The organism is Streptomyces sp. NBC_01233, from assembly GCF_035989305.1.
In the GTDB taxonomy this organism is placed as follows: Bacteria; Actinomycetota; Actinomycetes; order Streptomycetales; family Streptomycetaceae; genus Streptomyces.
The window spans coordinates 9,574,341-9,596,124 of the sequence record NZ_CP108514.1; the positions used below are offsets into that span (position 1 = coordinate 9,574,341).

Below are 21,784 nucleotides of genomic sequence, written 5' to 3' on the forward strand. Positions count from 1 at the left end.
GGAGGGGTGCTTCCACTCTCGGCGCACGCAGGCCGCGCTGCACTTCGGCGACCGTGCGGCCTTGCGACCGTGCGGCGGAGGTACGGCGGAGAGCTCAGACGGAGCCGCCGGACGCGCCGGGGGCGGGGGGACGGCCGGTCGGCGGTTGCGCGGGTTTGCCCGCGGGCGCAACGGCGGAACGGCGCGGCAGCAACTGGGTCGTCACGAAGGCCACGACGGCCGCCAGGATGATCACGGGGGTCATGGCGACGCTGCCGAGGACCAGGACGACGAGCACGATGCTGCTGACCGGCAGCCGCAAGGCGCTGGTCGTCGAGGCCGCCATGCCCGCGGCCATGGCAGGTACGACCCCCAGGCCCGGCAGGGGCGCGAGCAGCACACCCAACGCAGCACCCAGGAACAGCGACGGGAACACGGGGCCGCCGCGCAGGCTGCCCAGGCACAGGGAATAGGCGACGCCGGTGCACAGCAGCACGGCGATCAATGCCCCGACCCCCCAGCTGTGCGGATCGGCGGCCAACTGGCTCAGCGTCCCCTGGCCGGAGGACGCCACGTTCGCGGGCGACCGGCCGGTGGCCAGCGCGTACACGGCGGCGCAGACGCCGGCTGCCAGGGCGCACAGGGTGGTACGGACGACGGTACGCTGCGCCACGAACCGCGCGGTCAGCTGCCCCCCTCGCATGATCAGATGTACGAGGACACCGATGGCAACGGCCATCACCACCGCCCACACCACGTCCCCGGTGTCGAGCCGCGGAATGGGCAGGCCCACCTTCACGGAGAGGCTGGGTGCATCGAAACCGGTCCAGCGGCCGAAGCCGGTGAACACGAGTGCGCCCACCCCGCTCGACAACAGCGCGGGCAGCATGACCGCGAACAGCTGTGGCCCGCCCACCCCGGCCACCTCGATGAGGATCACCGCCGCGACCAGCGGGCTCCCGAAGATCACTGCGACCGCCGCCGCCGCTCCCGCCGCGCCCAGGAGCGCCGTGCTCTGGGGGGTCGCCGGCGCCCGCGCCAGATCCCTGAAGAGCACGGCCAGACCGCCGCCGAGGGCGATCAACGGGGCCTCCGGTCCGAGCGTGGCGCCGAGGGGAAGGCTGAGCAGGGCGGCGAGGACCACGCCGGGCAGGGCTCCGGGCGAGATGCCGCCTGTGTGGAGTCCGGAGGCGGGGATGTGGCCGCCCCCGCCGGGCAGGTGGGTGACCACGAGCCCGACGGTTGCGCCGGCCACGAGCAGCAGCGGCAGCGGCCACCACCACGGCGGGACGTCCCACCCGAGAGCCTCCGGCAGGCCGTCCCACATCAGGTGCTCCAGCTCGTGGAGCACGACCAGGAACCAGAACGAGATCAGCGACACAGGAACACCGATGAGGGCGCAGAACACGAGCACCTTGAAATAGCCGGGGCTGCGCAGCAGTTCACCCAGCCGGTCCGCCTCTTCGGGCTGTGTCACTTCGGAAGGCCCTGCAGGGCGTTGATCCGACTCCGTCATGGGGTGCGTCCCGTCTCGGTTCCGGACGTCCGTTTCAGGCGAGGAGTTTGGCCCTCTCGGCCGCGAACTCCTCCTCGGTCAGCAGACCTTGGGTCTTCAAGTCGCCCAGCTGCTTGAGCTGCTCGATCTTGGTGCTCATTTCGTCGTCGGGGCCGGGGCCGGGGGCCGCGGCGGGTGGTGCCGCCGGGGGCTGCTGCTGATACGCCTGTTGCGGTTCGCTCTGTTGCGCCCATCGGCCCGCCTGCCGCCGCGAGACGCGGCCCGACACGGCGGTGGCGGTTCCGGCCACCACGGCTGTCCGGGCGACGCCGCGAAGGAGTCCAGGCATGTTCGTTCATCTCCCAGAGGTGTACGGGTCGACCGAAGGCGGGCCCTGCCCACGGCCCGCGGTCCTGGGGCATACGCCACGACATGCGGCGACGGGCAGCCCGCCACAGCCATTGCAACATCCGGCCGTGGCCTCCGCACGTTCGAGCGTGGCGAGGGCGAGGTGGTGGGTACCCGCATGGCCCCGTTCACCACTGCTACCGCCCGGCGCTCCGGGCGGCCCGGCTCTGCCGCCACTGCTCCATGACGTTGTGGAGCGCTTCGTTCAGGAGGAGGAGGAATTCGCCGGAGGACTCGAAGCGGGCGCCGGCGGGGGTTGCGGCTCCGAGAACCTCGGTTGCGCGCCGCGAGGCGGCCGCCAGGGTGTCGTTCATCTGCAGAGCCGCAAGGGTGGACCGGAGCCAGATCTCGTCGTCGATGACGTACCGTGCGCGGCGCCCGCCCGGAACCCGTTCCCGTCTGAGCATTCCCTGCTGTTCGAGGAAGGTGACGGCGTGCGAGACGGACGCCGGGCTGACGCGAAGCCGCTGGACCAGGTCAGCGGCGGTGAGGGTGCCGGAGTCGGTGACGAGCAGGCAGGCCAGCACCCTGGCCATCATCCGGGGCAGCCCCTGCTGTTCGAGGAGGTCGGTGAAGGACTCCGTGAAGTCCTGGACCGCCTGGGGGTCACGTCCATGGCCGCTGTCGCGGACCGGCGGTGCCGGCGGTGCCGAGGTCCGAGCCTGCTTGGGCCGGCGCGCACGATGCCGTGCGGCCTCGTGTGCGCGGTCCGCCGCGTAATCGTCCGGTCCGCCGTTGCGGGCGACCTCCCGCATGATCGTCGACGCGGGCCGCCCCAGGCGCTGGCCGATCTCTGTGTATCCGAGCCCCTCCGCCAGACCCGCGGCGATGTGCTGACGATCCTCACTGGTGAGCCTGCCTCCGGGCATCGGTGCTCGTCTCCCGTCTGTCGACGTGCGCGGAGCCCGGCGCCCGCGCACCCGCTGCGCAGTATGCATTCACAACAAGCCCATTGCAATGCAGGTTCTGATCGTCCCTTGCGTTCGGTGTCACTGTCATTGCAATCAGGACCGTATAGTGCTGCTGAAGCGGGAAGTTGAGCAGGCCATTGACGTTGAACAAATAATGAACGCAATGTAGCGTCGCAGGCGTTCAGTGATTCCCGAACGGTTGCGGGTGCCGGTGGCGCCGCAGAGGGGGTCCCCGTGATCGAGCTCCAGCTCGCCGAGGCCATGAGCGCCACGCCAGGACGGGTCTTGAAGATCGAACGCTTACGCAGGGAGATGCATGATGGGAACAGGCAACGGCGGCTTCTCCAAGGCAGGGCTGCACCGAGTGCGCGACGTGCTGGCACGGCACGTCGAGTCCGGGAAGATTCCCGGACTCGTCGCGCTCATCAGCCGGGGTGACGAGACGCACGTCGAAGCGGTCGGGTCGATGCGCCACGAGGGCGGCGCGCCGATGCGCCGGGACACGATCTTCCGGATGGCGTCCACGTCCAAGCCGGTCGCGATGGCGCCGGTGATGGTCCTGCTCGACGAGTGCAGGCTCCGGCTGGACGACCCGGTGCAGCAGTGGCTGCCCGAACTCGCCGACCGCCAAGTGCTGAAGCGGATCGACGGCCCGCTCGACGACACCGTGCCCGCGCGGCGGCCGATCACCGTACGGGACCTGCTGACCTCCACGTTCGGGCTCGGCATAGACCTGACGGCGCTGGGTGCTCAGATCATGAACGCGGTCTTCGAGAGCGGCGTCTTCAGCCAGGGCGCGGTGCCGCTGCCCGACCCGGACGAGTGGATGCGCCGCCTCGGCACGCTGCCGCTGATGCGCCAGCCCGGCGAGCACTGGCAGTACCACCTCAGCCACGACGTGCTCGGCGTGCTCGTCGCGAGGGTCACGGGCCGGCCGTTCGAGACGTTCCTGCGCGAGCGCGTCCTCGATCCGCTGGGGATGAAGGACACCGGTTTCCACGTGCCCGCCGACAAGATCGACCGGCTGCCGCCCAGCTACGCGCCCAACCCGCAGACCGGTGAGTTCACCGTGTGGGACGAAGCGGTGGGCGGCCAGTACAGCGCGCCTCCGGTGTTCCAGGCGGGCGGTGGCGGGCTGGTTTCCACCGCCGACGACTACCACGCCTACTTCCGGATGCTGCTGAACCACGGGATGCACGGGACCGAACGGATCCTGTCCCGGCCCGCCGTCGAACTGATGACCAGCAACTGCCTCACGCCCGAGCAGGAGAGCACCCGATCCGCTCTGGCCCGCAACGCCGTCCATGTGTCGTTCGGCCAGGGGCAGCAGGGCGGCTGGGGCTTCGGGATGGCGGTGCGCACCTACCGCGGCGACTACGCGCCCATCGGCCAGTTCGGCTGGGACGGCGGAACCGGCACCTCGACGTACGCCGACCCGGAGAACCGGCTCACCGGAATCCTGCTCACCCAGGTCGGTCTGACCACGCCGGATCCGGCGCGGCTCATCCACGACTTCTGGACCACGCTCTACCAGGCGATCGACGACTGACACCGATCCACCGAGGTCGGGCCGCCCGGGGGTGAGACATCTCCTCGGGCGATCCCGACCGCAGGACCACGGACGAGGTGACGCAGACCTACTACGTCGCACCTGCGCCACCTGATCACCGCCCCCGGCATGGGACACCGCTTCGAGGCGTGAGTGAGGCAAGGCGACGGAGGTCGACGTTTCCGCTCAGGCGAGGGCCGCCGGCCGGCCGGGGTGCTCCTCGACCACGAGGTGGCCGCGTCCGGGACGACGTGCAGATCGGTGCCGAGCCTGGTGCGGACCGCCGGGGCAAGTCGTCGCGGCGGCGGGAAGACGTCGTGGGCTCCCGACTGCCAACTTGAAGTGCTTGACCGGCGCTCCGGTGCGCAGCGTTCCGCCAGGTCGGGGTTGGCGAGCAACGGACGGCCGACCTGCTCCGCTCCTTCGACGGCCTCGACGAGGTCATCACCACGTCGACGTCCGCCATGCTCGCCGACATCAGGGGCACCGGGACGGCGTAGGACGTCAGCGCCGCCCATGAGGAACTTGGGCAGGTTTAATCCGGTATCCGAGGCGCCATCATCGAGGTACTGATGCCGGGACGCCGAGGGCAGCGTCCATCACCTCTCAGGGATGCGCCGTGTCCAGAACCCACGCCACCGAGCCGGCGCTGTCAAAGGCGGACAAAGGCCGTGCTCAGCCTTCGGTGAGCCGCTCGCAGCCCGCGTCCTCCCTGGCAGGTGGAGCGGTGGAACGGCCCGCGAGCGGAGCGACCGGGACGCACCAAGCGCCCTACTCGGCCGCTTCCTGGGACTTCACCCGTGTGCCGGTGCACCGCCACACGGGTGAACGACTGCAACCCCGGCTCGTTTCCGGTCCGCCGGGTGATGCCTTCGAGCAGGAGGCCGAAAGGGTGGCAGCGCACCTGCTCGGGGGCGCCCCGGCCATGTCGCCCGAGCCTGAAGGCGGCGTACGACGGACGGCGGCCGCCCCCGCCGCTTCGTCCGCTGTACCGGCCGAAGTGGAAGATGTCGTGCGCTCGCCGGGACGACCGCTGGACCCGCAGACGCGGGGGTTCATGGAACAGCGCTTCGGCCGCGACTTCGCCGGGGTACGGGTGCACACCGATGCCGCGGCGGCCCGGTCGGCCCGCAGTGTCCACGCCCTCGCCTACACCGTCGGACAGCACATCGCCTTCGACGCGGGCAGGTTCTCGCCCGCCACGCACGAAGGACGGTGCCTGCTCGCCCACGAGCTCACCCATGTCGCCCAGCAGACGGACGCCCGGACCGGGGCGACCAGGCCGTCACTACAGCGCCAGCAGGCTCCGGCCCCCGCGCCGGAAGTCCGCGAGCAGCAGGAGCTCGTGATCTACCTCGCCGACCCCACCGTCCCCAAACTCGAGGCGGAGCTCCTGCGTCGCGGCATCCTCAAGCCCGGCCAGTACGACCTCGGGCGCGACGCCGGGGACGGCTACTACTTCGCACGGTCGAGCGGCTCCGGAGCGACCTCCCGCCACATTCGTGTGCTCGAGGCGCCTGCCCTCCGGAACAAGGCAGGGGCGATCGTCGGCTTCCGGATCATCTCCCATCTGCCGGGCACAGGCCGGCAGGCACGACCCGGCAGGCCGGCGTCGGCCAAGGACCCGGCACAGTTGCAGAAGGACTTCCAGGCACTGCCGGCGCCCACCAAGGACCTGCTGAAGGAGGCTGCGGAGCTCCACCCCGACAACCTCGAACAGGTCCTGCGCATCGCAGCGAAGATCGACCGGCTGGAGCCTGAGGACCGGCAGGTGTACAAGCCGATCAGCAAGCGGCTCGCCACGGACCTGGACACCTTCGAGCGGTCGATCGACGCCTATGCCGCGTTCAAGTCCAAGATCAAAGCGCAGGCGGACTCCGAGAAGAAGGCCGATGCCTCGGGCAAGGAGGAGACACTTCAGCAGAAGCTGTCCAAGACGTGGAGCAAGCTCGACGAGAGCACGTTCGCAGGCATGAGCCCTGCCCAGAAGGAGAAGCTGGCCAGGGAAGTCGCCGGAGAGCAGCGCGACATCCAGTTGGAACACATGGCGGAGCACCCCGGGGAAACCGCGGTCGGTATGGTCGAGGGGACGGTGCGCGTCGACAAGACCGCCCAACAGATCGTCGAAGACGTGCAGGAGGCGGCCAACGGGAACAAGAGCGGCTACGCCAGGCTCGCGGGCGTGGCCGGCGCGTACAACAAGTACGTGGCGGCCGCCGCTTCCGTGGCCTTCGTCGCCCTCCTTTTCGTCCCCGGTGTGAACGTGCTCGAACTCACCGCGTTCAGTCTCGCCGCCGCCGCGGCGACCATCGCCGGGTCGGCCGCCGAATCCGAGTTGCGCATCAAGGCCGCGGGGGAAGCCAAGACCGTCGAGGACCTCAAGACGCAGACGGCCAAGGCGGCGGAGGCCCAGACCCGGCTCGCGGTGGCCGCCCTGATGCTGGCGCTCAGCCTGGTCGCCAAGCTCGTCGCTCGGATCCCCTTGCAGGGCCGCTACCAGAACGTGGGGGCGGCGCTGCAGGCGGCGCGGAGCGCCCTGCTGGAAAAGATCGGCGTGGGTGCGGCATGGCAGCGCATCAAGTCGGAGCTGCTCAGCAGGCTGCGGGAGTCTCGGCAGGGCCTGCCCGAAGCGCTGGCGGAGGAAGCGAAGGGTGTGGTGGCCGCGGCGAAGGACGTGGAGGCCATGACCGGTGACGAGTTCGTGCAGCACTTGGCCGAGGGGGATCCCAAGCTCGCCGACCTCGACATTTCGGCCGGGCAAGCGAAGGGAATCCAGCAGCTCGCGAAAGCGACGCCGGGTGGCGCGAACATCGCGGAAGAACTCCGCAGCAACGCACTCGAGGCACTTCGGGATGCCCCGCCGGAGGCGGGGAAGAGGGTCGACAGTTTCATCAAAGAAGTGGACGGAGCCATCGCGGGCGTAGAGTCCGCCAAGAATCCGGAGCAGTTGAAATCTGCGGTCGAGCAGGGGAACAAGAACTTCGGCCCCGAAACCCAGGCGCACCGCGCACTGGCCGAAGAGCAGGCCTTCACGAAGAAGCGGCGGGTGGGCCCGCGGCGCCGCGCGCTGGAGGAGAAGGCGCGTGTGGATTTGGACAAGCTGGCAGCGGAGATGGAGGATACCCAGGCGCGGATGGCCGAAGCGAAGGATGAGTATTTCACAGCAGCAAGGAAGGTGATCGCGCTCAAGGAGAAGGTGGTCGGCGCTCCTGCCGGCAGTGATGCCCACACAGTCGCACAGCGTGAATTGACTGCGGCCGAAGAAGCGCTGGCCGAAATCAAAGAAAAGGACGCACTCCGGGGGCATTGGGAGAAGGCCGGCAAGTTGAAGGAACAGGAGGCGAAGGTTTTCGCGATCCTGAAACTCGGCCGGCCGGGCCTGTGGGTTTCGACGAGGAAGAAAATCAGGGACGCCACCAAGACGGTGAACGGGAAGTACGTCGATTTCAAGGGAAGGCCGATCGAGGGAAAACCGGTATACGGCCACGCCAAAGGCAGGGAGGCTCGAAGGCTCGTCCTGGAGGCTGCGGAGAAGGGCATGACCCAGGAACAGTTCAACCAATGGGTCAACGAGCATCCGGAGTGGTTCCGGCTCGAGCAGGCAGACCGGAATCTCAGCCACGCCGACGAGTTGCCGGGGAACGAATGATCGAACGACGGCCTCCCCACCCACAGGGCAGGGCGAGGCCGGCGATGCCCTCGTCGCTCCGGTCGCCGTCGGCCTCCTCCGCGAGGAGCAGTTCCACCGACCGGGAGGGAGCGCGGACATCGATCACGCGCACGGCCCGTCCGTCGCTCCCTCGCCGGCGCCGGCCGCTGCCATCGGCTTCCTCCTCCTGCAGGCCGGTGCGATCGCCGTCCACCTGACCGGCGGAGACCGCCGGATCACACTCAACGTCGGGCTCACCGCCACCGCGGCCGCGACCCTCTGGTTCGCTGCCAGGCCGTAGTCGGGAACCGTTCCGCCGGATCCTGCGTGAGCTCTTGACGGGCAGTCGGCTGGTGGAGGAGATCTGATGAAAACGCGGACGATGGTGAGCGTGGCGGTATCGGCATGCGTGGCGCTGGTGGCGTGCGGGTGTGGTCCGGAGAAAGCGAAGGAGAACGCTGGCGCGAAGCCTTCGAAGCCGTCCGCGTCCACACCGGCGAACGTGCCCTCGGGCACGCCGTCCGCGTCCGCCGGAACCGAGAAGCCGTCGGCGACCGTGACCGGTAACCAGCCCGCGCCCAGGACGAAGGAGCGCGCGATCCAGCGGTACGAGCAGTACCTCCACGGCCTCGGGCGTGAGGACATCGACACGGTCTGCGAAGTGGCCGGGCCCGGCGCGAAGAAGGCGGAGGACCAGGGATTCGGTCCGTGCACGTCGACGTACGTGATCGTGTTCCAGATGATCTCACCCGAGCAGAAGAAGGCCCTGCAGACCGCGACGGTCGATCCGCAGCGCGTCCGCGTGCGCACCCTCGACAAGATCGAGATGCCGCTCGAAGCGGTCGGGTCCTCCGCCGCCTTCTCCGAGGAGGAGCTGGGCAGCTACACCCTGGAGTACCTCGAGAACGACTACTACATCACCGACGGAAAGTGACCCTCCGTACGCGCAGACCCCACGACGGGCCGTTCGTGCGCATGGACGGGGGCTCCTCGACGATGAGGGAGCGGCCTTCGGACTGCGTCACTGGGTCGGCGCCGCGTACGTGCTGTCGTGCCCGGAGCCGGGGAGGGGCAGTTCGAACCACGTCGTCTTGCCGGTGAGCGTGGAGTCGCTTCCCCAGGTCTGGGCCAGTGCGACGACGAGTTCGATACCGCGTCCGCTCTCGGCGTCGGCGCCGGCGGTGCGGGGGACCGGGCCGGTCGGGTCGGCGTCCTCCACCTCACACCGCAGGAAGGCGTCGTGGACGCGCAGATGGACGCGGATGGGGCCGTGGGCGTGGCGGAGGGCGTTTGTGATCAGTTCGCTGGCCAGGAGCTGAGCGGTGTCCGTCAGTTCGTGAAGCCCCCACGAGGACAGCTGGGTGGTGAGGACCCGCCGGGTCCGGCCGACGGAAGCCGCTTCGCGAGCCACGGGCCAGGACGTGTCCCGGATGCGGGGGCGGATGGCGGAGGCGCTCGGGGCGGCCAGGACTCGCGACCACAGTGCCATCTGGCGTGCCGCCCAGGACGTGCGGGCGTGACCGTGGTCGTGCTGCCCGCCGCGCAGGGAATCAGGCAGGAGGGACCTGCCCGGGTGTGCCTGACGCCAGGCGGGGAGCGCGCTGGCTCGTGCGGGGTCGTGGGCTGTGCGGTGGCCGACCTGGACGGCCATGCTGATCATTCCCTTCATCGGCTCCCGGGTTCATGTAGCACTCGCTACGGCTTCCACTATACCTGTAGCGGGCATTACAGTAAATACTTCAGGTATCGGACATTTGAGATGTCAAGGTCAGAGGGCGAGTGATTTCATGGGGCGAGCGGCTGACCTGGGGAAACGAGCCGACCTGCTGCGCCGGGTCCGCGAATACGTGATCCACAACGGGCTGGCGGACCTCTCCCTCCGCCCCCTGGCCAAGGCGCTCGGCACCAGCGACCGCATGCTCCTGTACTACTTCGGCACGAAGGACCGGCTGGTCGCCGAAGCGCTCGCCCAGGACGAAGGGCGACCGGTCCTCTTCCTGCGCCGGGCGCTCGACACCGCGGGCGCCCCCGCGGATGCCGCGGGGATGCGGCGCGCCGTGGAGGAACTGTGGCGCCAGTTCACGCCTGCCGAGCGTCGCGCCGTCCTCCCCGTCACCTTCGAGGTGATGACGGCCAGTGTGCTCAACCCCAGCCGCTACGGCCCCGTCATGCGCAACCTGCTCAACGAATGGAGGGACATGCTGACCGCCGCGTTCGCCGGCCTCGGCATGCCCGAAGACAGAGCCGACGCCGAGGCCACGCTCCTGGTCGATGCCACCCTGGGACTGCTCCACGCGCCACTCGCCGACGGCGACTGGGACCGGGCCACAGCAGCCTTCCATACCCTCCTCGACCGCCTCGAGCCCGCCTGGCGAGACGTTGAATGACCTCCAGGGCATCAGGGGAGGGGCAGGTGCTGTTCGGACCAGACGGTCTTGCCTCCCGTGGTGTAGCGGCTGCCCCAGCGGTGTGAGAGCTGGGCGACGATGTACAGGCCGCGGCCGCCTTCCTCGGAGCTCCTCGCACGCCGCATCCTCGGCTGCGTGTTGCTGGAGTCCGAGACTTCGCACGTCAGGGTGTCCGCCCGGATCAACCGGAGCCGGACCGGGCCACCGGCGTGGCGAATGGCGTTGGTGACCAGCTCGCTGACGATGAGCTCGGTGCTGAAGGCGAGCTCATCGAGGTCCCAGGCGGTCAGCTGATCCAGGACGAGGTGGCGCGCGTCGCCGACGATCGCCGGGTCGGGGGCGAGCCGCCACGTCGCGATGGAACCGGGATCCACCGCCCGGGTACGGGCCAGCAGGAGGGTGACGTCGTCCCTCAGCCTGCCCGGCGGCAACCCTTCCACGATGTCGTGCCGGGCCTGACGCAGCGGCCGGCCGAGTACGTCCGCGCGCAGCAGTCGGTCGGCCAGGTTGCGCATGCCCTCGTCGACGTCCCCCTCTCCGCGTTCGATCAGGCCGTCGGTGTACAGGGCGAGGACGCTGCCCGGCGGCAGATCGCGTTCGACCGGCTCGAAGGGCCAGCCGCCGACCCCCAGGGGCGGACCGGGGCTCAGCCCGACGTACTCCACGGTTCCGTCCGGACTGACCACGGCCGGGGGCGGGTGTCCGGCGCTCGCCATGACGCAGCTTCGGGTGACCGGGTCGTAGACGGCGTACAGGCAGGTGGCCCCGGCCGGTCCGCTGGGCACCGGCATGCCCGCGTCGCCGTCTTCCGGGTCGCCGCTCTCCGCCTCGGCGACGACCTGCAGGACCATGTCGTCCACGTGCGCCAGCAGTTCTTCGGGTTCCAGTTCCAAGTCCGCCATCGCGCGTACGGCGCTGCGCAGGCGCCCCATCATGGCCGTGGCGTACAGCCCGTGACCGGCGACATCCCCGACCACCAGGGCGACCCGGGCCGACGACAGGGGGATGACGTCGAACCAGTCGCCGCCCACACCACTGTCGGAGTCGGCCGGCAGGTAGACGCTGGCGGCCTCCAGCGCGGGCGTTTCCGCGGTCGCCGGCGGCAGCAGGCTGCGCTGCAGGCCCACAGCGGTGCGGCGTTCCTTGGTGTACCGCCGCGCGTTGTCCACGGCGACGGCCGCACGGGCGGCGATCTCCTCCAGAAGTGCCAGGTCGTCCTCTTCCAGTGGGGGAGCGTCGCCCGTGCGCCAGAGCGTGAGCCTTCCGAACGCGATGCCCCGGGCGCACAGCGGCGCCGTCATCGCCGAATGCACACCCGGGACGGACGTGGCCCACTCCGGGGCCGCGTCCTTCCCGGGCCCCGTGGACCGGGTTCCGAGGCCGCTGATCAGCTCTCCCCGGCACTCCCGCGCCCCGGACGCAGCCGCCTCGGGCACGCCCGCCCCGGTCACGGTCGGATGGGGGACGGCCGCGGGGAGAGGAGCCGTGAACTGGGCCGTGCCCGTACGCAGGGTGTCCGCTTCCGCTCCGGCGACGGCCATCCGGATCAGGGGCAGCGTGAGATGCCCGTCAGCGGGTGGTTCACCGCCGGTCAGAACGGTCTCCGCGAGGTCCACCGCCGCGCAATCGCCGAACGCGGGCGCCAGGACCTTGACCAGGTCCTCCACGGTGCGCAGGACGGACAGCGAACCGCCCAGCGCTCCCGTCGCGCGGTACAGCAGGTCCAGGCGCCCGCGCGAGCGCTCGTGGTCGGTGACGTCGGTGAACACCGTCGCCACACCCATCGGATGGCCGTCGGGTTCCTGCAGCCGGAACGCCTGGATGGTCACGACCCGGCCGCCTCTCGGGTCGTCCAAGGTGCGCACGGTCGTGTTGAAACCGACCGGGGGGATCCTGCTGCGCATGACCTCCCGCAGCCGGTCGTCGATGATCTGCGCGTCCTCGGCCCACAGGAAGTCGGCCAGGCGCCGGCCGCTGAGGTCGACCGGCACCCCGGTGTACGGCAGCAGGTGCGAGTTCGTCCGCAGCAGGCGCAGGTCCGTGTCGAAGACGGCCAGGCCCACTCGGCCCTGCAGGAACAGTTCATGCGTGAAGGCGTGGTCCTGGCGCCATCGGGCGACCAGCTCCATGGGTGCGCCGAGCACGAGGCAGCGGGCCGCGTCCCCGCGCGCGCCGTCCCCCTGCGCGCCGTCGTCCAGCGGGATGACGCGGAAGCCGATCTCCAGCTCGCGTCCTGCGCCGTGCCGCAGGGTGGCCCGGCCCTCCCAGCCCTCCCGCGCCCCCTGCCCGCCCTGGGCCAGAACCGCTTCCCAGCTGCCCGCGTCCGCGAGGAGGTCCCGTGCCGGCCGGCCGCACACGTCCGCGGACCGGCGCTCCAGGAGCGCTTCGGCCGCCGGAGTCCAGGCGACGACCGTCCCGGCGTCGTCCAGCAGCGCCGCGGCCGTGTCCGTGACGGCGAAGGGATAGTCCTGGTTGCTCTCAGTGGCGCGCATGCGTGCCCATCTCGTCCGCGGGTCCCGCTGTCCCCATGCTGGTCGATGTCCGGAACGAGAGCCAGAGGCGTTGCGCCATCCGGTACCGCTTCGGGCGTCGGTCACAGGGTGCGGGCGGGGCCGGGCGGGCCCGCCCGCACCGGCTTACGCGCTGCTGGCCAGCGGGGGGTACGGCACCGCGGCAACCGTGTTCGGCACGGCCCAGTGTCGTTCCTGTTCGAAGGTCCGGAGCAGGTCCGCCGCCACGCTCACCGCGATCGTGGCGGGCTCCTTGCCGGTGATCCCGGCCACTCCGATCGGGGTCTTGATCCGGTCGATGGCGGCGGCGTCGTGGCCGCCCTCGGTGGCCAGGCGCTGGCGGAACCGCGCCCACTTGGCGGCCGAGCCGATCAATCCGATCGAGCCGAGGCCGGCGGTGCGCAGGGCGGTGTCGCACAGCGCGGCGTCCTCGGCGTGATCGTGGGTCATGATCAGGACGTGGGCGCCGGGCGGCAGCTCCGCGAGCACTTCCTCCGGCAGCAGTGGGGTGTGGTGCACGTGGATGTGCGCCACCGCATCCGCGAGCACGCCGAGCCGTTCGTCGGCGAGCATGTCGGGGCGGGTGTCGATCAGGTGCAGATCGAGGTCGTGGCGGGCCAGGATGCGCGCCAGCTCCAGCCCGACGTGCCCGACGCCGAAGACCGCCACCGCTTGGAGCACCGGGAGCGGTTCGAGCAGCACGGTGACGGTTCCGCCGCAGCACTGCACCCCGTGCCGGCCGGTGACCTTGTCGTTGAGGGCGAACTCCATCAGTTCCGGCTCCGGATCGGCCGCGCCGTTCAGTTCGCGCGCGCGGTCGATGGCGACGGCCTCGATGTTGCCGCCGCCGATCGAACCCCACGTCTCGGTCCGTCCCACGACGAGTTTGGCACCGGCCCGGCGGGGCGCGTGGCCGCGCACGGTCGCGACGGTGACGAGCACACCGGGTTCCCGGCGTGCCCGCAACCGCGCGACCGCGGCCACCCAGCTCATGTCAGGCATTGCTCAAAGCGCTTGCGTCGGTGGGGACTCCGCCGCCGTCGGGGGCGTGCCCCTTATGCTGCACGCCGCCCGCGCGGGCTGCCTCGACCGCCCAGTACACCGCCTCGGGTGTCGCCGGGGAGGCGAGCTCGACGCTCACTCCGGCGGGCCCGAATTCCCCGGCCGCCTGCCTCAGTGCTTCCCGCACCGAGAACGCCAGCATCAGCGGAGGCTCGCCCACCGCCTTGGACCCGTAGACCGCGCCCTCCTCGGTGGCGTTCTCCAGCAGCCTGACGTGGAACTCCTCGGGCATCTCCGAGAAGCTCGGCAGCTTGTAGGTGCTCGCCGCCTGGGTCAGCAGCCGACCGCGGTGGGGCCCGTCGCCGGCGTCCCAGCGCAGGTCCTCGAGCGTCAGCCAGCCCGCGCCCTGCACGAAACCGCCCTCGACCTGACCGATGTCGATCATCGGGGAGAGGCTCTCGCCGACATCGTGCACGATGTCCACCCGCCGGATCCGGTACGCGCCCGTGAAGCCGTCCACCTCCACCTCGGCCGCGGCGGCGCCGTAGGAGAAGTACTTGAACGGCGATCCCTGGAAGGCCTTCGCGTCCCAGTGCAGACCCTCGGTCCGGTAGAAGCCCGCCGCCGACAGCTGGACCCGCTGGAAGTACGCGGTGCGCACCAGGTCGTCCCAGGCCAGCTCCTCGTCGTTGCCGAGGGCGCGCGCGACGCCCTCGACGATGCGCACGTCCGAGGCGTTCGCACCCAGCTGGGTGCCGGCCACCTGCAGCAGCCGCTCGCGGATCTGCTCGCAGGCGTTCTTCACCGCCGCGCCGTTGAGGTCGGCCCCGGCGCTGGCGGCGGTGGCGGAGGTGTTGGGCACCTTGTCCGTGCGGGTCGGGGCCAGCCGCACCTTGTGCAGCGCAATGCCCAGCGCTGTCGCGGCCACCTGCAGCATCTTGGTGTGCAGGCCCTGACCCATCTCGGTGCCGCCGTGGTTGATCAGGACCGAGCCGTCCTTGTAGACCAGCACCAGCGCGCCGGCCTGGTTGAAGGCGGTGAGGTTGAACGAGATGCCGAACTTGATGCCGGTGATCGCGAGCGCCCGCTTGGTGTGCGGGTGCGCGGCGTTGAAGGCCGCGATCTCGCGCCGGCGATCGGCGATGCCGGCGTCCTCCTGGACCTGCTGCCAGATGACGGAGATCCGTTCGGGGTGGGCGACCGGCTGTCCGTACGGCGTCGAATGGCCCTGCCGGTAGAAATTGCGCTCGCGCAACTCCATCGGGTCCAGGCCGAGCAGCGGCGCGCACCGGCCCATGATGTCCTCGATCACCAGCATGCCCTGCGGTCCGCCGAAGCCGCGGAAGGCGGTGTTGGAGACCTTGTTGGTCTTGGCGATGCGACCGGTGACGCGCGCGTTGGGAATCCAGTAGGTGTTGTCGATGTGGCACAGTGCCCGGGCCACCACCGGCTCGGACAGGTCCAGGCTCCAGCCGCCGTCCGCGGTAAGGGTGGCGTCCAGGGCCTGGATGCGGCCCTCGGCGTCGAAGCCGATCTTCCACGTGGCGTGGAAGCCGTGGCGCTTGCCGGACATGGTGAGGTCCTGGGTCCGGTTGAGCCGCACCCGGACCGGCCGACCGGTCAGCCTGGCGCCGAGCGCGGCGATCGCCGCGAACCCGTGCGGCTGCATCTCCTTGCCGCCGAAGCCGCCACCCATCCGCAGGCACTGCACGGTCACCTCGTGGCTGTGCAGGCCGAGTACGTGCGCGACGATCTCCTGCGTCTCCGAGGGGTGCTGGGTGCTGCTCTGGACGAACATCTGCCCGTTCTCGTCGACGTGGGCCAGGGCCGCGTGCGTCTCGAGATAGAAGTGTTCCTGATCGGAGAACCGGAACTCGCCGGTGAACACGTGCGCGGAGTCGTCGAAACCGGCGTCCACGTCGCCGGTCAGCATCATGGGTTGGGCGCCGTGAAAGCTCTCGGCCGCGATGGCTTCCTGGAGCGTGATCACGGAGGGCTTCTCGTCGAGTTCCACCTCGACGGCCGCCGCACCGAGCCGGGCCGCCTCCAGGGTCTCGGCGAGCACCCAGGCCACGGCGTGGCCGTGGAACATGACCACGTCGGGGAAGAGAGGTTCGTCGTGCTTCATTCCGGCGTCGTTGACCCCGGGCACGTCGGCCACGGTCAGCACACGGACCACACCGGGCACGGCGAGCGCGGGCTCGGTGCGCAGCGCGGTGATCCTGCCGTGGGCCTTCATGACCTGGACCGGGTAGGCGTGCAGGACGTCCTTGGTGCGGTGGACCAGGTCGTCGGTGTAGAGCGCGGCGCCGGTGACGTGCAGGTGGGCGCTCTCGTGCGGCATCGAGACCCCGACGACGGGCTTTGCGGGGCGTTCGGACAAATGGCTCATGACGACACCTCCTCGGTGGTTCGCGCGTACAGCTTCAGCAGGCTCTGGCCGAGCATCGCGGAGCGGTAGCCGGCGCTGGCGCGGTGATCGTCCATCGGTGTGCCCTGGGCCTGCAGCACCCGGGCCGCGGCCGCGACGGTCTCCGCCGCCCACGGTTTGCCCTCCAGGGCCGCCTCGGTGGCGAGGGCGCGGATCGGGGTGGCGGCCACGCCGCCCAGGCCGATGCGTGCCTTGCGCACGATCCCGTCCTCGATGCCGAGCGCGAAGGCGACCGCCACGCTGGAGATGTCGTCGAAGCGCCGTTTGGCGATCTTGTGGAAGGCCGCGACCGGCGACAGCGGCAGCGGGATGCGCACCGCGCGGATCAGCTCGCCGGGACGGCGCACGCTCTGCCGGTAGCCGGTGAAGTAGTCGCAGAGGGGGACCTCGCGCTCACCGTCGGCGTCGGCGAGCACCACCGACGCCTCCAGCGCGAGCAGCACCGGCGGGCTGTCACCGATGGGAGACCCGGTGCCCAGGTTGCCGCCGAGGGTGGCACTGTTGCGGATGAGCCGGGATGCGAACTGCGGGAACAGCTCCGCCAACAGCGGGACGCTGCCGTCGAGGCGGCGTTCGATCTCCGTGAGCGTCTGCGCCGCCCCGATCTCGACGTGGTCGGATTCGACGCGCAGCTCCCGCAGTTCGGGCAGACGGTCGACCGCGACCACGCAATTCGCCCGGCGGGAGCGGATGTTCACCTCCACCCCCCAGTCGGTGCTTCCGGCGACGACCATCGCGTCGGGCCGCTCGCGCAGCAGCCGCAGCGCATCGGCGAGGGTGCTCGGCCGCAGGAACGCGCTGTCGTCCTGGGTGTATTCGGTGGCGACCGGTTCGGGCGGGGACTGCTCGCGACGCTGCGCCAGGGGGTCGTTCTCGGTGGGCGTGCCGACGGCGAACGCGGCGTCGCGAATCGGGCGGTAGCCGGTGCAGCGGCACAGGTTGCCGCTCAGCGCGTGCAGATCGAAACCGTTCGGACCGTGCTCGGAGTCGGCACCGTCGGCCGCGTCCGGGCGTGCGCAGCGGTCGGGCCGGTAGTACTCGGAGGCCATGCTGCAGATGAATCCCGGTGTGCAGTAACCGCATTGGGAGCCGCCGCGGACGGCCATCTCCTCCTGCACGGGGTGCAGCACGGCCGGCGTGCCGGATGCGCCGGCGGTGGCGAGACCTTCGGAGGTGATGACCTCCTGACCGTCGAGTGCCGCGACCGGGACCAGGCAGGCGTTGACCGCCACCCAGTCCGTGGGCTTGTTCACGCCGGGACGGGCCACCAGGACCGAACAGGCGCCGCATTCCCCTTCGGCGCAGCCCTCCTTGGTGCCGGTGAGGCCTCGCTCGCGAAGATAGTCCAGCACCGTGGTGTGGGGTGCAGCCGGGGAAATCGGTGATTCTTTCCCGTTGACCGTGATCCGCGCCGCTACCATGCCACGTCCTCATTTCGGCGTGCGGTGGATCTGACTGTCCTAGTCGCCATTTCAGGAGCTTTCTATTTCAGTGGCGCAGCTCGAAACCCGGAGCGCGGCACATCGGCACGCGACGGCGTGCCGTAAACGGTGACAGAGAGGGAAAGGTGCCGGGGCCGCGAACAGGCACGCCGGCGAGGGGGCTGCTCAGCAGCCGTGTGCTACACGACCCGGAGCCCAGGCGATCTGGTGAGCGAGGCGAAGCAGTCCGGAGATGGTCGACATCCGGCTTCGCCTCCTTCCAGCAGCTCATGGGTGGGTGCGGTCGAAGTTACGTTGCCGCGGGTTCATCGGTCAAGCGGATGTCGGTGGATTCCACGAAAGCCGGCCACTTCCTACGGGGGGTGTTCGTACGCGAAACCAGTCGTGGCCGCCGGAACCGCCCGGGTTGTGCCGGGCCGTGTCCAAGTGGCCCGGGTGCTACGCCTGGTTGGCGGTGATGACGAGCTTGCCCCGGACGTGCCCGCTGGTGGACGCCGTGTGGGCGTCGGTGATCTGCGTCAGGGGGTAGGCGGTGGTCTCCGCGACGCGCAGGTCGCCCGAGGCGACGAGGCCGGCGAGGCGGGTCATGTCGCCGGAGGCGGCGCGGTAGAAGAAGTTGACCGCCGTGACGCCGTGTGCGGCGAGTGCCTCCGGGTCGGCTGCGAAGACGGTGGAGACCAGGCGTCCGCCCTTGCGCAGCAGCGGTGCGATGCGGCCGGCGAGGGTGTCGCGGTCGTTGGCGAGGTCCAGGACGGCGTCGATGCCGTCGGGGTGCGCGGCGGCCACGGCATCGGCGACGTCCGCGGTGCGGTGGTCGATGACCTCGGCCGCGCCGAGGGAGCGGGCGTACGGGTGATCGTCCGCGGAGGCGGTCGCGATGACGTGGGCGCCCCGGGCGGCCGCCTGCTGGACGGCGTAGGAGCCGACGCCGCCGGTGGCGCCGATGATCAGCAGGGTCTCCCCTTCCTTGATCTCCAGCCAGTCCAGCGTGGCGAGCGCGGTGCCGCCGGTCATGGGCAGGGCGGCCGCCGAGACGGGATCGAGGTCCCGGGGCCGCAGGGCGAGTGCGGTGTCCTGCGGGGCCGTCATGTACTCGGCGAAGGAGCCGTGGCCGAAGGTGCGGGGCCAGGCCATGCCGAAGACCTCGTCCCCCGGGCTGAAGGCCTCGACGCCGGTTCCGACGGCGGTGACCTGGCCGGCGACGTCGATGCCGAGGGTCAGGGGGAAGGTGGCCGGGGCGCCGGATTCGGCCAGCTGGCCGTCGGCGATCTTCCAGTCCAGCGGGTTGACCCCGGCGGCCCGGACCTTGATCTGGATCTCTCCGGGTCCGGGGGCGGGGACCGGCAGTTCACGCAGCTCAGGGCTGGTTCCGAAGGAGTCGATGGCGAAGGCGCGAGGTGAGGTCGTCGGGGCCGCGCACGGTCACTCGTTCCGGCCCGTCGTGGGCCATCCGCAGCGCGGTGCGGGCCGCGTCGAGTGCTCGGCGTGCGTTGCCGGGTGCCGCCACCGGAGAGCCGACGCCGACGGAGATGCTGCCCGTCGGGCCGAGCCGGCGCGCGAGCACCCCGGCGAGCCTCCGCTGGAGGGCCGCGCAGTCGAGGGCCGGTTCGGGGAGCGCGTCCGCGGGCTCGGGCACCAGCACGAAGAGCACGGCCTGTCCGTCGTCGACGGTGGCGGCGATGTCCTGCGGCGAGACCGGCGCCGGACCGTCCGGTTGGATCAGGGCCTCCTCCAGGAGTACGCGCGCGACGACCACCACGCCGCCCACGTCCCGCACCCGAACATCGTGCACCGCCAGCCGATCATCCGCGGCAACGTGGAAGAGGCCCGCAAGCGCGCCGACGTCATCGTCGAGGGCGAGTACACCTTCGGCATGCAGGACCAGGCCTTCCCCGGCTCGGAGTCCGGCCTCGCGGTGCCGTCCGAGGACGGCGGCGTCGACCTGTACGTGGCCACCCAGTGGCTGCACTCGGACCTCAAGCAGATCGCGCCGGTCCTCGGCCTGCCCGAGGAGAAGGTGCGCATGACGATGGCCGGCGTCGGTGGCGCGTTCGGCGGCCGCGAGGACATCTCGATGCAGATCCTCGCCTCCGTGCTCGCGCTGCGCACGGACATGCCGGTGAAGATGGTCTGCAACCGCTACGAGTCCTTCTTCGGGCACGTCCACCGGCACCCGGCGAAGCTCCGTCGTCGGCCAGATCCAGGGCGGCACCACCCAGGGCCCGGGCGTCGCCGTGATGGAGGAGATCATCGTCGACCCGAAGACCGCGAAGGTGCGCAACCCCTCCTTCACGGACTACCTGATCCCGACGATCCTCGACACGCCGACGATCCCGGTCGACTACCTCGAACTGGCCGACCCGAACGCGCCGTACGGAGTGCGCGGCATCGGCGAGGCTCCGACCCTGTCGTCCACTCCGGCCGTGGTCGCGGAGATCCGGAACGCGACCGGCCTGGAGCTCAACAAGACGCCGGTCCGCCCCGAGCACCTCGCCGGTACCTGACCGCATCCCCTGCCGGGCGCCGCCCGGCCCGGCAGGGTCCGCCCGGGCGGCGGCCGGACCGGGCGGCAGGCGTCGATCCGCTCCGCAGCGCCTGTCGGTACCACCGGCCCGGACGGTCCGGTAGTACCGACGGAGCACCGTGTCAGCCCTCGGTGTCGGGGATCCAGGAGCCGTGGAGTCCGGCGGTCACCCGGTGGGGCAGGTGGACGGTGGCGACCCGTTCGAGGCCCGAGGCGTCGAGGACGAGCAGCTGCGAGGCGTCCTGCTTGAGGTCGGAGACGACGGTCAGGAGGTAGCCGTCGTCCTCGCCCACGGCCCCGGCCGCGGGGACGAAGACCGCTTCGCCGGGCATCCGGGCGTCGCCGACCTGGTGGATGCGGCGGGCGCCGGTGGTGCGGTCGTACTTGACGACGCCGTAGCCGCCGAAGCCGTTCTCGTCGGGGAAGGCGATGGCGTACTGGTAGCGGTTCTCGGCGCCCAGGTACTCCTCGTTGAGGGTGGGGAACTCCACCGCGAGGTCGTCGATGATCTGCTCGTCGACGGTACCGGAGGCCATGTCGACCACCCAGCGGCGCGTGTAGGAGCGGGAGACGGGCTCGGTACCCCGCCCGGGAGCGCCGACCCACCAGTTCCAGGACAGCCGGAACCCCTCGCGGTCCACGGTGGGGCCTTCCAGGACGATGCGGCCCCGGCTGTCCTCGTAGGCGTTGGAGACGTGGAGCATGTTGCCCGGCTCGATGGAGAACCAGCGGATGCGGCGGGCGCCGTCGTTGCCGCGCGGCATGACGCCGATGCGCGAAGGCTGCTGGTCGCTCCAGCTGTACGGGATGCCGGAGTGCTCGGCGGGGTCGAAGGTGACGTTGCCTTCGACGAAGACCACGTGGTTCCGGGTGAGGGCGAAGTCGTGCTTGAGGGAGGCGGTCGCCCCCGGGACCTCGGCGCTGTCGACGATCTCCCCCTTGGCGTCGGCGACGTAGTACGTGAGGAACGGCGAGGACCCGAAGAAGTGCAGCTCCCCCGTGACGGGATCCTCCTTGGGGTGCGCGGTCATCGCGGTGCGCAGCTTGCCGCGGAAGTCGTGGGCTCCGATCGTCTCCAGTTCCCGGGTGAGTTCGAAGGGGAGGTTCGCCTCGCACAGGGCGAGGAGGCGTCCGGCGTGTTCGATGATGTGGGTGCCGGCGGCGCTGGCCGTCAGGTCGGGGCCCTTCTCCGTCATGTACGGGGCCCCCTCCAGGGCGGGGGTGCGCACCCAGCGGTTGCGGTACCACTCCGCGCGGCCCTCACGCAGCTGGATCCCGTGGACCATGCCGCTGCCCTTGAACCAGTGGGTGGGGGTGACGCCGGGCTTGGGGTTGTGGCTGTTGCGGAGCAGGCGGCCGGTCAGCTCGGTGGGGAGGGTGCCCTCCACGGTGAGGCCGGTGGCGGTGACCTCCTCGGCGATGGGTGTGAAGTGGCCGCTCAGGTAGGGCTTGTCGGCAGTCATGGCAGGAAACCTC

Annotated in this window: 15 protein-coding genes and 2 pseudogenes; 6 read left to right on the forward strand and 11 right to left on the reverse strand. The window is 70.6% G+C overall.

From position 1 onward, the window contains the following. Positions 1-94: 94 nt before the first annotated feature. The 3 genes from OG332_RS44000 to OG332_RS44010 form a co-directional block, all read right to left on the reverse strand. Positions 95-1,495, reverse strand: coding sequence for a chloride channel protein (locus OG332_RS44000; protein ID WP_442816308.1), 1,401 nt, complete (start codon positions 1,493-1,495; stop codon positions 95-97). A 34-nt stretch (positions 1,496-1,529) separates the two neighbouring features. Beyond that, entirely contained in the window at positions 1,530-1,823 is a 294-nt protein-coding gene (locus OG332_RS44005; protein WP_327418699.1) for an SHOCT domain-containing protein, read from the reverse strand. A gap of 196 nt (positions 1,824-2,019) precedes the next feature. Further along, positions 2,020-2,751, reverse strand: coding sequence for a GbsR/MarR family transcriptional regulator (locus tag OG332_RS44010; RefSeq protein ID WP_327418700.1), 732 nt, complete (start codon positions 2,749-2,751; stop codon positions 2,020-2,022). Positions 2,752-3,112: 361 nt separating this feature from the next. On the opposite strand from OG332_RS44010, the gene OG332_RS44015 reads away from it, so the two are divergent. The 4 genes and pseudogenes from OG332_RS44015 (at position 3,113) to OG332_RS44030 (ending at position 8,925) form a co-directional block, all read left to right on the forward strand. Continuing rightward, a complete protein-coding gene (locus tag OG332_RS44015; protein WP_327418701.1) occupies positions 3,113-4,342 on the forward strand; it encodes a serine hydrolase domain-containing protein in 1,230 nt (409 codons plus the stop codon). A 619-nt stretch (positions 4,343-4,961) separates the two neighbouring features. Then, complete coding sequence (locus OG332_RS44020; protein WP_327418702.1) at positions 4,962-7,991, forward strand: eCIS core domain-containing protein; 3,030 nt, start codon at positions 4,962-4,964, stop codon at positions 7,989-7,991. 142 nt (positions 7,992-8,133) lie between these two features. Beyond that, positions 8,134-8,292: pseudogene (locus OG332_RS44025) on the forward strand (DoxX family protein); the annotation flags it as partial. A gap of 201 nt (positions 8,293-8,493) precedes the next feature. Continuing rightward, positions 8,494-8,925, forward strand: a complete 432-nt coding sequence (locus OG332_RS44030; RefSeq protein WP_327418703.1) for a hypothetical protein — start codon at positions 8,494-8,496, stop codon at positions 8,923-8,925. 87 nt (positions 8,926-9,012) lie between these two features. On the opposite strand, the gene OG332_RS44035 is transcribed toward OG332_RS44030, so the two are convergent. Next, complete coding sequence (locus OG332_RS44035) at positions 9,013-9,660, reverse strand: ATP-binding protein (RefSeq protein ID WP_327418704.1); 648 nt, start codon at positions 9,658-9,660, stop codon at positions 9,013-9,015. A 118-nt stretch (positions 9,661-9,778) separates the two neighbouring features. On the opposite strand from OG332_RS44035, the gene OG332_RS44040 reads away from it, so the two are divergent. Then, positions 9,779-10,378 carry a TetR/AcrR family transcriptional regulator gene (locus OG332_RS44040; RefSeq protein ID WP_327418705.1) on the forward strand — a complete coding sequence of 200 codons (600 nt, stop codon included), beginning with the start codon at positions 9,779-9,781 and terminating at the stop codon, positions 10,376-10,378. Positions 10,379-10,389: 11 nt separating this feature from the next. On the opposite strand, the gene OG332_RS44045 is transcribed toward OG332_RS44040, so the two are convergent. The 6 genes from OG332_RS44045 to OG332_RS44070 all read right to left on the reverse strand — a co-directional run bounded on the left by OG332_RS44045 (position 10,390) and on the right by OG332_RS44070 (position 19,576). Next, positions 10,390-12,891, reverse strand: a complete 2,502-nt coding sequence (locus OG332_RS44045) for an ATP-binding SpoIIE family protein phosphatase (RefSeq protein WP_327418706.1) — start codon at positions 12,889-12,891, stop codon at positions 10,390-10,392. 144 nt (positions 12,892-13,035) lie between these two features. Next, entirely contained in the window at positions 13,036-13,902 is an 867-nt protein-coding gene (gene xdhC, locus OG332_RS44050; RefSeq protein ID WP_327419555.1) for a xanthine dehydrogenase accessory protein XdhC, read from the reverse strand. A gap of 1 nt (position 13,903) precedes the next feature. Then, entirely contained in the window at positions 13,904-16,303 is a 2,400-nt protein-coding gene (gene xdhB / locus OG332_RS44055; protein WP_327418707.1) for a xanthine dehydrogenase molybdopterin binding subunit, read from the reverse strand. After that, positions 16,300-17,763, reverse strand: a complete 1,464-nt coding sequence (locus OG332_RS44060) for a xanthine dehydrogenase small subunit (protein WP_327418708.1) — start codon at positions 17,761-17,763, stop codon at positions 16,300-16,302. The genes xdhB and OG332_RS44060 overlap by 4 nt, the downstream gene beginning before the upstream one ends. Before the next feature lie 459 nt (positions 17,764-18,222). Next, a complete protein-coding gene (locus OG332_RS44065; RefSeq protein ID WP_442816409.1) occupies positions 18,223-19,167 on the reverse strand; it encodes an NADP-dependent oxidoreductase in 945 nt (314 codons plus the stop codon). Further along, positions 19,142-19,576, reverse strand: coding sequence for a hypothetical protein (locus OG332_RS44070; protein ID WP_327418710.1), 435 nt, complete (start codon positions 19,574-19,576; stop codon positions 19,142-19,144). Before OG332_RS44070 ends, OG332_RS44065 begins: the two co-directional genes overlap by 26 nt. Here OG332_RS44070 and OG332_RS44075 point away from each other — a divergent pair. Then, positions 19,529-20,288 (forward strand): annotated as a pseudogene (locus OG332_RS44075) (molybdopterin cofactor-binding domain-containing protein); the annotation flags it as partial. The gene OG332_RS44070 and the pseudogene OG332_RS44075 sit on opposite strands and share 48 nt — an antisense overlap. A 142-nt stretch (positions 20,289-20,430) precedes the next feature. Here the strand turns inward: OG332_RS44075 and OG332_RS44080 are convergent. Then, the gene (locus tag OG332_RS44080; RefSeq protein WP_327418711.1) at positions 20,431-21,771 is read right to left on the reverse strand and encodes a carotenoid oxygenase family protein; all 1,341 of its coding nucleotides are present in this window, start codon (positions 21,769-21,771) and stop codon (positions 20,431-20,433) included. Between the last annotated feature and the right edge of the window lie 13 nt (positions 21,772-21,784).